General features: G+C 44.4%; 9 protein-coding genes. All 9 read left to right on the top strand.

All coding sequences use genetic code 11. The features are described 5' to 3' along the window. Window positions 1-58: 58 nt before the first annotated feature. The 9 genes from HNQ56_RS15940 to rsmB all read left to right on the top strand — a co-directional run bounded on the left by HNQ56_RS15940 (window position 59) and on the right by rsmB (window position 11617). A complete protein-coding gene (locus HNQ56_RS15940) occupies window positions 59-1378 on the top strand; it encodes a recombinase family protein (protein ID WP_429148318.1) in 1320 nt (439 codons plus the stop codon). Between the two features lie 185 nt (window positions 1379-1563). Beyond that, complete coding sequence (locus tag HNQ56_RS15935) at window positions 1564-3426, top strand: hypothetical protein (RefSeq protein ID WP_429148315.1); 1863 nt, start codon at window positions 1564-1566, stop codon at window positions 3424-3426. Window positions 3427-3554: 128 nt separating this feature from the next. After that, window positions 3555-3794 carry a ComEC/Rec2 family competence protein gene (locus tag HNQ56_RS15930; protein WP_429148313.1) on the top strand — a complete coding sequence of 80 codons (240 nt, stop codon included), beginning with the start codon at window positions 3555-3557 and terminating at the stop codon, window positions 3792-3794. A 139-nt stretch (window positions 3795-3933) separates the two neighbouring features. After that, a complete protein-coding gene (locus HNQ56_RS15925; RefSeq protein WP_429148310.1) occupies window positions 3934-5409 on the top strand; it encodes a UDP-N-acetylmuramoyl-L-alanyl-D-glutamate--2,6-diaminopimelate ligase in 1476 nt (491 codons plus the stop codon). A 22-nt stretch (window positions 5410-5431) separates the two neighbouring features. After that, window positions 5432-7678, top strand: a complete 2247-nt coding sequence (priA, locus tag HNQ56_RS15920) for a replication restart helicase PriA (protein ID WP_429148307.1) — start codon at window positions 5432-5434, stop codon at window positions 7676-7678. A 258-nt stretch (window positions 7679-7936) separates the two neighbouring features. Beyond that, a complete protein-coding gene (gene def / locus HNQ56_RS15915; protein ID WP_429148305.1) occupies window positions 7937-8422 on the top strand; it encodes a peptide deformylase in 486 nt (161 codons plus the stop codon). A 21-nt stretch (window positions 8423-8443) separates the two neighbouring features. Beyond that, window positions 8444-9391, top strand: a complete 948-nt coding sequence (gene fmt, locus HNQ56_RS15910) for a methionyl-tRNA formyltransferase (protein WP_429148303.1) — start codon at window positions 8444-8446, stop codon at window positions 9389-9391. 44 nt (window positions 9392-9435) lie between these two features. Then, on the top strand, window positions 9436-10137 hold the full coding sequence (locus HNQ56_RS15905; protein ID WP_429148300.1) for a zinc metallopeptidase: 702 nt from the start codon (window positions 9436-9438) through the stop codon (window positions 10135-10137). Between the two features lie 4 nt (window positions 10138-10141). After that, window positions 10142-11617, top strand: a complete 1476-nt coding sequence (rsmB, locus tag HNQ56_RS15900) for a 16S rRNA (cytosine(967)-C(5))-methyltransferase RsmB (protein WP_429148297.1) — start codon at window positions 10142-10144, stop codon at window positions 11615-11617. Window positions 11618-11648: the final 31 nt, after the last annotated feature.

Below are 11648 nucleotides of genomic sequence, written 5' to 3'. Positions count from 1 at the left end.
CTGTATCGGATAAAGTGACGATCAATGATGCCCTACACCGAATTCAGGTTAAAATAAAGTGCTGATTGCTGTATCTCCTAATTTGCCGGACAACATCATAACTAAATCGGTTAGTCGATTTGCACGAAATACGGTAGACAGTCTTACAACAGTAAGAAAATTAAAGGAAAAGGGTGTAGAGATATATTTTGAGAAAGAAAATATTTGGACGCTTGATGCAAAAGGGGAACTTCTTATTACAATCATGTCTTCCTTGGCACAGGAGGAAAGCCGAAGCATTTCAGAGAATACCACTTGGGGGCAAAGGAAGCGTTTTGCAGACGGTAAAGCAAGTGTAGCCTATAAAAGGTTTCTTGGTTATGACAGAGGCCCCAATGGTGGGTTTGTAGTAAATGAAGAACAAGCTAAGATCGTAAAATATATTTATAAATGTTTTCTTGAAGGAATGTCCTACTATAAAATTTCTACCAGGCTAATGGAAATTGGAGCGGAGACACCTGGAGGTCAGAAAAAATGGCATGCAAAGACTGTGGAAAACATCCTTACGAATGAGAAATATAAGGGAGACGCACTTTTACAGAAGTACTATACTGTAGACTTTCTTAGCAAGAAGATGAAAAAGAACGAGGGTGAAGTTCCTCAGTATTATGTGGAAAATAATCACGAAGCAATCATAGAACCAACCACATTTGACTTAGTACAGGTAGAGATTATGAAACGAGTCAAAGCGAAGAATAGATACAGTGGTGTTGGATTATTTGCATCGAAAATCAAATGTGGAGAGTGCGGCAGTTGGTATGGTGCTAAGGTATGGCACTCCAATGACAAGTATCGTAAGGTCATATATCGCTGCAATCAAAAATTCAATAATGAGAAGAAGTGTAAAACACCACATATAACAGAAGAAATAGCCAAGGAAGCTTTTATCAAAGCGGTCAATCAACTGATATCCGAAAAGGAAGAGGTTATTGCTAATGTACAATTAATGTTAAAAACCATTTGTAATACAGAAAGTTTGAATCAACAAATAACTATCTTAGAAGAAGAAATTAGGGTATTGGTGGAGCTGATGCAGAATTGTATTACGGAAAATGCTAGCATAGTGCAAGATCAAGAGAATTACCATAGACGATATAATGAACTGGTTATTCGATATGATTCAAAAAAAGAAGAGTATGATAAGGCATCGGATAAGATAGATAAGAAGAATGCAAAGGCTGAAATATTGAAGGACTTTATTAAAAGACTAGATAAAAAGGAAAGTATTATAGATGTATTTGATAAGAGTCTTTGGAATAGTCTTGTAGATTTCATCACAGTTTATAATAAGGAAGATATTCGTATTACTTTCAAAAATGGTATAGAAATAAAAGCATAGAGTATAGTAAAATACCATAGCCGACTTGGAAAGCCAAGTCGGTCTTTGCTTTGCATCTGGTATCAAGCTTTTGTGTTTAGATTGTAAAATATTATCAGATGTAATATAATCAATAAGACTTTAGGCCTTTGAAATAGAAAAGATATTGAAAATCATAAATACATGATGAGAAAGGGGTTAGTAAAATGGAAGAACGTGAAATATATTTTAAAATTATGAATTATCTCAATGATAATAATGTATGGGTATACTATGATAAGATTTTTCAGGTAAAAGATTTTTACATAATAGGTGACTTGATTATAAATACACTATTAGAAAATATAGAAAATATTAATTATGAAATTTTAAAAAAAATAATATGTAAAACTGCATCATATGATAAAGAACAATATTTAGCCGCTACATATGAAGAAGTATGTATACTATTAAGTCAAAAAATAGTGGATTTAAAAACGTATCCTGTAGACGAATATCATCAACTTAGGAATAAATTTGATGAGATAAGAACTAAGTATACTTTAGTTTTAGGAGAAATAGAAGAGAAGATTGAATATATTAATAGTTTAATAAGAATAGATAATGAAAATCCTCAACTATGTGGTGAGTTAATAAAAAAGCAAAAGAAGTTACACGAGCGAAATGCTGGAAATAAGAGTCTTCTAAAAGATTTAAAAAAAATTGAAGATGAGTATAATAGTTTAGATGATGATATACAAAGAAATTATGTTTATAGAGAAATGCTGTCTTATGCAAAAGAAAAAATCGAGAGATATTTTAGCGATTCAATTTTTATGAAGACTGGTGATGAATTAAATTATGAATTAAAAAAAATAGCATTGGAGTTGGCAAAGGATGATGGAGTAACAAAAGAATATAAAAGTGACTTTTCAGACTATGAAAGAAGCCTAGAAGCTTGGAAGAACGCTACAAAATCTATATTTAAACCATTTTTTATGATTAAAATGCGCAAGTTTAATGATGATATTGAAGCATTTTTTAATATTAATTATAATGGAGAGTATTGGAACAATACGGATGAGTTGTTACGTATATGCAAAGAAAAGGCAAGTAGATTGTTAGATAGTGACACTTGGATTTCAATGAAAACAAAAAATACAGAGGAATATTCTAATACTCTTAAAAAATTTATAGAAGAGTATCATGTGATTGAGTTTATAAAAGAACAAGTTGAAAGTATGTACTGTATTCAGAATCGAAAACATATTTTAAATTCAATTATCCAAGTATTTGAATCAAAAAATTATATTGTATTTACCAATTTAGTTGTCGTCCAGATTGAGGGACTTTTTAATGATATGTTCGTTGATGCACATATTCAAGAGAGACTAGATGGGCAATTTGATTTATTTGATAAGGACGATTTAAAAAGCAAATTATCAAAAAATGACACAAAAATGGGAATTGAAGAAGCAGCACTTTATTTTAAATTTTACTTTAACAATATAATAAGAAATAAAATTGCTCATGGGAGAGCTTATTTCGAGGTAGACGAACTTGAAAAAGTTTCATATGAGCTTATCTTAGATTTGCAATATGTTATACATCTGTTAAAACATCATTCAGATACAAATCAAGCAATAGAATATGTTCAGAAAACATTAAGCTGGCTTGAATTTTCTTTTAAGGAGAATAGAAAGGGCAAGAATGTCTTTGAAAGACTATTAAATTCGTTAAATGGTAATGTTATTAAACATAAGATAGGATATATAGGTTATGTAGACCCACATCAAGAATTATTTTGGATTTTCAATTCTTATTATGAGGAAGCATATAGGTTTGCGGATGTAATAGAACAAAGAAATAAACTTAGAGATTATTTATTGTCAGAGAGCTTCTGGTTGTATGTATTAAATTATATAGATAGATATAATGAGCAAGAAATTAAATTAATAAAGTTAAAAGTAGGATTTAAATCTAGGGTAAAAGCTATTATGGGATATGCTAAAATGAATAAAAGAGAAATATTGCCTTTACTTATTGAGACATTTAGAAAATTGAATGAGATACAGCTAGAAAATGAATAATAGCATAAAAATTTGATTTACAGAATGTTCGTAAAAATGCACACTGTGCGGTATCGTTATACCGTAGGGTGTGCATTTTTTTGCCTTAAGGGGGTTCATCGTTTAATTGTATCAAAATCATAACCCTAATGAAGGTGGCTCATCATGGCTCCAGGAATTCTACCCCGGAGGAACTGCTGGAAATCATCCGACCGGGATATGCCCTGATCTCCTGCGGACGCAGAAACCGGTACGGGCATCCTCATAAGGAGCTGCTGGAGCGGTTGAAGGAGGCGGAATGCAGGGTGAAAAGCACCCCTGAGGCAGGGGCGGTCTCTGTCTGGACGGATGGGAAAAGGATCCGAGTCAAAGGTTTTTTGGAGGAGTAAGGGATCGGCCCTCTTATCTTTTTTCTTTACAAACAGGATAATTCGCCTATAATTATAGGTGTGGTGAAGACCTATGCAACGAAAGTATGATGCAATATAATAATAAATCGAGGACCTGCATGGTAAGGAGGACGGGAGTATGATTTTAAAACAGCTGATGGAGCAATTGGAATATACCTGTGTTCAGGGAGATGATAACCGGACGGTAACGGAATTGGTTTATGATTCCAGAAGAATTGCAAAGGGATGCGTCTTTGTCTGTATCGCGGGGGCGGTATATGACGGGCATGCTTTTGCGGATGAAGCGGTAAAACAGGGGGCTGTTGCCATCGTAGCAGAACAGGAGCTGGAGCTGCCCCCGGATGTCACGGTGATCCGGGTAGAGGATACGAGATTGGCTCTGGCTTTTATGTCGGCAGCTTATTTCGGGCATCCGGCAGAGAAGCTTACTACCATCGGAATTACGGGCACAAAGGGAAAGACTACGACTACATATATGATTAAATCCATTCTGGAGAACACCGGGAAGAAGGTGGGGCTGATGGGAACCATTGAAACGGTCATCGGCGACACCGCTATTCCGGCTAATAATACGACACCGGAATCCTATACGATTCAGGAGACCTTTGCCCGGATGGTGGAAGAGGGCTGTGACTGCGTGGTGATGGAGGTGTCCTCCCAAGGCCTGAAGATGAACCGGGTGGCCGGATTTACCTATGATTATGGTATCTTTACCAATCTTGGCGAGGATCATATCGGCGGTGCGGAGCATACGGATTTTCAGGATTATTTAAGGAGCAAGAGCAAGCTCTTTTCCCAGTGCAGGCTGGGGCTTATGAATGCGGATGATGCTCATGTTCAGGAGATTTTAGAGGGGCATACCTGCCAGGTGGAGACCTTTGGGTTCGCGGAGCAGGCGGATATTCGGGCGGTGGGAGTGAGATTGCTTCAGGAACCGGGCTTTCTCGGAATTGAATACCGGACCGAGGGGAAGCTCCAGCTTGACGTACGGATGAATATTCCCGGAAAGTTTAATGTGTATAACTCCCTGTGCGCCATTTCCCTGTGCAGGCATTTTGGCGTGAGCAATGAGGAGATTACCAGGGCGCTGGGAAATGTCCATGTCAGGGGAAGGGTGGAATTGGTGCCGGTATCGGAGCGGTTCAGCGTGATGCTGGACTATGCACACAATGCCATGAGCCTGGAAAGCCTGCTGACCACCCTGAAGGAATATCATCCCGGAAGGCTGGTATGCATCTTCGGCTGCGGAGGAAACCGCTCCAGAAGCCGGCGTTTTGAGATGGGAGAGGTGTCCTCCAGATTGGCGGACTTTACGATTGTGACCTTGGATAATCCACGCTTTGAGGAGCCGGAGGATATTATCCGGGATATTATTGAGGGTGTGAAGAAGGCTCCGGGCAGATATGTGGAAATTACGGACCGGAAGGAAGCGATCCGCTACGGGATTGAACATGCCCAGGATAGGGATATTATTGTGATTGCCGGTAAGGGACATGAGGATTATCAGGAAATCAGAGGTGTGAAGCATCCTATGGATGACCGGGAGCTGATCCGTGACGCGGCGGAGGAATGCAGGAAACAGAAACTATTGTGATAAAGGGATCTTGGAGGCGGATATGTTTTACCAAAGCTATGCTGATATCATCATTGATATTTCCCATGAAAATCTGGATAAAACCTATCAGTACGGAATTCCTGACGGGATACTTTCCCAGGCGGTGATTGGTGCCCTGGTGGAGGTGCCCTTCGGAAAGGGGAACCGTCAGCTTCGGGGATATATTGTAGGACTGTCCGGGGAGCCGAAGCTGCGGGCAGAGCTGATTAAGCCTGTCTGCCAGGTGGTTACGGATGCGCCGGTGATCGAAAGCCATCTGATCTATCTCGCTTACTGGATTAAGGAGAACTTCGGAGGAACCATGAATGATGCTCTGAAGACCGTAATTCCGGTTCGGAAGGCGGTTAAAATAAAGGAGCAGAGAAGAATAGAGCTGCTGCTGGACCCGGAGCAGGCCAACCGGCTGTATTTTGAATATCAGAGAAAGAATAATACCGCCAGATTGCGTCTGCTGGGAGCCCTGCTGCAGGAACGGGTGCTGGATTATGAGGTGGCGCTGAACGAGCTGAGCATTTCCAGGGCTACCATTCAGGGGATGGAAAAGCAGGGAGTGACCCGGACCGTATCGGAGCAGATCTACCGCAATCCCGTGGCAGGACAGGGAGGAGTGCAGCCGCCGGTCAGCTTAAATGAGGAACAGCAATTTATTGTCGAGGATTTTTGCAGGGATTATGACAGCGGGCTTCGGGGCGGTTATCTCATTCACGGGGTTACCGGAAGCGGGAAGACGGAAGTATACATGGAGATGATTGCCCATGTGGTCAGCCGGGGAAAACAGGTGATCCTGCTGATTCCTGAGATTGCTCTGACCTACCAGACGGTGCAGAGATTCTATCGGCGTTTTGGTGACCGTATCTCTATTATGAATTCCAGGATGTCCCAGGGGGAACGCTATGATCAGAGTGTAAGGGCCAGAAACGGGGAGATTGATATTATGATCGGCCCGCGTTCCGCGCTGTTTACTCCGTTTCCCGGCTTGGGACTGATTATTATTGATGAAGAACATGAGACCAGCTATAAGAGTGAGACCACTCCCAAATACCATGCCGCCCAGGTAGCCATGAAACGGGCCGGACTTACGGACAGTTCGGTGGTTCTGGGTTCGGCAACCCCTTCGGCGGAGACTTATCTGCGGGCGAAGAGCGGGGAACTCAAGCTCTACCGGCTGACGAAGCGGGCGAAGGAGGCGCAGCCCCCTGCGGTGTGGATCGCGGATCTCAGGGAAGAACTGAAGCAGAAGAATAAATCGATTTTCAGCAGTAAGCTGAGAGAGCTGATGCTGGACCGCCTGAATAAAAAGGAACAGATTATGCTGTTTTTGAACCGCCGGGGCTATGCGGGCTTTGTCTCCTGCCGGAGCTGCGGCTATGTGATGAAATGCCCCCATTGTGATGTGTCTCTTACCTCCCACAACGGCGGAAGCCTGGTATGTCATTACTGCGGGTATACCCAGCCGCAGCCCCGGCTGTGCCCGGACTGCGGTTCCAAATATATTGCCGCCTTTGGGACAGGAACGCAGAAGGTGGAAGAGCTGGTAAGAAAGGAATTTCCCGGAGCCAGGGTGCTGCGGATGGATACGGATACCACAAGAAATAAGGGCGATCATGAAGCGATCCTGTCCGCCTTTGCAAAGCATCAGGCGGATATTCTGGTGGGGACCCAAATGATTGTCAAGGGACATGATTTTCCGCGGGTAACCCTGGTGGGAATTATCGCGGCGGATCTCTCCCTCTATGCCGGAGACTACCGCGCCAGCGAAAGAACCTTCCAGCTGCTGTGCCAGGCAGCGGGCAGAGCCGGCAGGGATGTGCTTCCGGGAGAGGTGGTAATCCAGACCTATCATCCGGAGCATTACAGCATTGTTACGGCAGCGGAGGGGGATTATGAGACGTTTTACCAGCAGGAGATACTGTACCGCAGGCTGATGCAGTATCCTCCGGTCTCCCATATGCTTTTAATTCTGGTTTCCTCCAAGGAGGAGGAGAAGGCGCAGCGGGCGGCAGGACATCTGGCAGAGGCGCTGAAGCTGTATCTGGAGCAGGAGATGCCTGACGCACAGCTGATCGGGCCGGCTCCGGCTGCTTTGGCTAAGGCTAATGATATATACAGAATGGTAATTTATATCAAGGCTGGCAGCTATCAGCAGTTGGTGGGGGTGAAAAATTATCTGGAAGGGTATTATACTTACTCGGAGCACTTTGCAGGCTGTAGTTTACAATTTGATTTTGATCCTATGAGCAGTTATTAGAAGGGTTACATAATAATCATAGAAATATAAGACTATTATGGTGTATTTTAGAAAAATTGCAATCAGAAAAAGAACGGATGTTTGAAAAACTATAAAAATGCGAAGCATTTTTTTGACACGATGGCTATGATGTGGTATTATTATATACTGATTTAGTGCCAGGAGAAAAATTGTTTCCCCATATATATGTTTCAATGATAGGAAAAAGTAATGGTACCGCCTGTGGCTTAGACACAGAAAGAGAAAGGAAGGATGTTCATGGCAATCAGAAATATCAGGCAGGTTGGAGATAAGGTGCTCTATAAGGAAGCAAAGGAAATTAAGGAAGCGGATAGAAAACTTCTGATATTAATTGAAGATATGCTGGATACTATGTATGATGCGGGCGGGGTCGGCCTTGCCGCGCCGCAGGTTGGAATTTTGAAGAGGCTCATTGTGATCGATGTTTCGGAAGAGGGAAATGAACCTATTATTTTGATTAATCCGGAGATTATTGCGACGGAGGGCGAACAGGTGGGAGATGAAGGTTGCCTGAGCGTGCCCGGCAAGGTGGGAACCGTGAGCAGGCCGGACTATGTTAAGGTAAGGGCGTATAATGAGAAGATGGAGGAATATACTATTGAAGGTACGGGGCTGCTGGCCAGAGCCTTCTGCCACGAGATCGATCATTTAAACGGCAAGCTGTATATTAACCAGACCATCGGCGAGCTGCGCGATGTGGCGGTGGCGGAAGAAGTACAGTAGAGCGGGAAAGGATGGACAGGGATGAAGATTTTATTTATGGGAACGCCGGATTTTGCGGCGGCAACGCTGGACAAATTGATTCATTCCAGGCATCAGCTGATCGGAGTGGTAACCCAGCCTGATAAGCAGAAGGGAAGAAAGCAGGAAGTGAGCATTTCGCCGGTGAAGGAACTGGCCCTGACCCATGCTGTGCCGGTGTATCAGCCCAACAAGGTGAGGGAGCCGGAATTTATGGAGAAGGTAAGGGAGCTGGCGCCGGAGACTATCATAGTAGCTGCATTTGGACAGATTCTGCCGAAGGCTTTGTTAGATATTCCTCCTTATGGCTGTATCAATGTTCATGGTTCCCTGCTGCCTAAGTACCGGGGAGCTGCGCCCATCCAGTATTCCATCATCGACGGCGAACACGAGACGGGAATTACCATTATGTATATGGATACGGGGATAGATACCGGGGACATGATATTGCAGTCAAAGCTCCCTATTGCAGAAGACGAGACGGGCGGAAGCCTTTTTCATAAAATGGCGCAGCTTGGAGCAGACTTATTATTGGAGGCATTGGATCAGCTGGAGGCAGGGACTGCTGCCCGCATTCCGCAGGATAATGAGAAGGCCAGCTATGTGAAAATGCTGACCAAGGAAATGGGTGAGATGGACTTTACCCAGTCCGCGGACAGGCTGGAGCGGTTGATCCGGGGCTTAAATCCCTGGCCGGGTGCTTATACCCTTCTGGAGGGAAAGACCCTCAAGCTGTGGCGGGCCGAGACGGAGAAAAGAGATGTAACAGGAGCTGTGCCCGGTGAGGTGATGGAGCTGCGCGAGGACGCGCTGGTGGTTGCCGCGGGGGATGGAGCCTTAGTGATCCGGGAGCTGCAGCTGGATGGCAAGAAGCGGATGACGGCGGCTGATTTTCTGCGGGGCAGGAAGCTGCTTCCGGGTGTTGTATTGGGAAAAAAGAAGGAAGAATAGAGATAATCTATGGTATATCATAAACGGAAAGAAAGGAGAGCAGCATGCCTTATTATTCTTATTTTGATCCAACCTATATATTGGTTTTAATCGGTGTTGTAATATCCCTGCTGGCATCAGCCAGGGTAAAGTCCACTTTTAACAAGTATTCCAGAGTAAGAAGCATGTCCGGTATTACGGGAGCCCAAGCGGCAGAGAGACTCCTGCGCGCGTCGGGAATCAATGATGTTCGTATTGAGCCGGTTTCCGGCAGCCTCAGCGATCATTATGATCCCAGATCCAAGGTGCTGCGCCTGTCGGAACCGGTCTATGCTTCCAATTCCCTGGCGGCCATCGGAGTGGCGGCCCATGAATGCGGACACGCAATTCAGCATCAGAATTCTTACCTTCCGCTGAAGATCCGGGGAGTGCTGGTACCGGTTGCCAATTTTGGTTCCGTAATTTCCTGGCCTATGATTTTAATCGGTCTTTTCCTTGGAGGGTTTCAGTCCTTGATTGATTTTGGGATTCTGCTTTTTTCAGCAGCGGTTTTATTCCAACTGATCACCCTTCCGGTGGAATTCAATGCCTCCCGCAGAGCTATCGCGCGGCTGGGTGAGACGGGGATCTTATACCAGGAAGAACTGGGGCAGTCCAAGAAAGTGCTGGATGCTGCCGCACTGACCTATGTAGCTGCCGCCGCGGCTTCCATCTTACAGCTGCTGCGCCTTATTCTCCTGTTTGGCGGAAGGAGAAGGCGTGACTGAACCAATGAAAAAAGGAAAGATTCAGAACAATGTGAAAACTGTGCCTCAGTGTAATCTGAGAGAAATTGTTCAGAACAATATGAAAACTGTGCCTCAGTGTAATCTGAGAGAAATTGTTCAGAACAATATGAAAACTGTGCCTCAGTGTAATCTGAGAGAAATTGTTCTTGAGATGTTGTTAGAAGTTTTGGAAGAAAATAAATACAGTCATACCGTGCTGAACCAGACGCTGAAAAGATACCAGAGGCTGGAGAAGCAGGAAAGAGCTTTTCTCTCCCGCGTCTTTCACGGGACGGTGAAGCATTATCTGACTCTGGATTATATTCTCGATCAACATGCATCCCTGCCGGTGGCTAAGATGAAGCCGCTGATCCGGAATCTGCTGCGCCTCAGCACGTACCAGCTTATTTACATGGAAGCGGTTCCGGTATCCGCGGTCTGCAATGAAGCGGTGAAGCTGGCGAAAAAGCGGGGATTTACAAAGCTGTCCGGTTTTGTCAATGCAGTGCTGCGAGGAATTGCCAGGAATAAGGAGAATATCGTCTATCCTGATCCGGTTTCTTCTCCGGAGGCCTATCTTGAGATTACCTGTTCCACACCGGCCTGGCTGGTGAAGGAGCTGCTGAAACAGTATCCTTTTGAGACGGTAGAGGCCATGCTGTCCTCCTCCTTAAAGGAGAAGGAGACAACCATTCGCTGCAATCAGGGCAGATTAACTCCAAAAGAGCTGAAGCAAAGGCTGGTGCAGGAAGGAGTGACCGTAGAGGACAGCGAATATCTGGAGTATGCCTTCACCCTTCGGAATTATGATTATCTGGAGAAGCTGGAGACCTTTCGCAGCGGCTGCTTTGCGGTTCAGGATGTCAGCTCGATGCTGGTGGGAGAGGTGTCCGGTGTCAAGGCCGGGGATTATGTGGTGGATATCTGCAGCGCTCCGGGCGGGAAGGCCCTCCACGCGGCTCAGACAGCCGATACGGTATCCGCCAGGGATCTGACGGAATATAAGATAGGGCTGGTCCGGGAGAATATGGAGCGTCTGGGCATTACCAATGTGGAAACCAAGGTATGGGACGGAACGCTTCTGGATACCGGAATTCTGGAACAGGCTGATCTGGTGATTGCAGATCTTCCCTGCAGCGGCCTGGGGGTCCTGGGCAAGAAATCAGATATAAAATACAAGCTGACACAAAATCAACATAAAGAATTGATAGAATTACAAAGGGTGATTCTGGATAAAGCACAGCAATATGTAAAAAAAGGCGGTTTTCTGGTCTTTTCCACCTGCACTGTGGATCGGGAAGAGAACCTGGGAAACCGGGAATGGTTTTTGGATCATTATAAGTTTGAGGAAGAGGATTTTTATGAATTGCTTCCGAAAGCTCTTCGGTGTGAGACGGCCAGGAAGGGCTATTTGCAGCTGATCCAGGGTATCCATAATACAGATGGATTTTTTATCTCTAAATTCCGAAAAAAAGCATAGGATTTCCCGCCTTAAGAATACAGTTTCCCGG

The organism is Anaerotaenia torta (assembly GCF_050433395.1).
Taxonomy (GTDB): domain Bacteria; phylum Bacillota; class Clostridia; order Lachnospirales; family Lachnospiraceae; genus Mobilitalea; species Mobilitalea torta.
The sequence above is the reverse complement of the archived record's forward strand: the minus strand, read 5'-3'. Positions and strand labels throughout refer to the sequence as shown.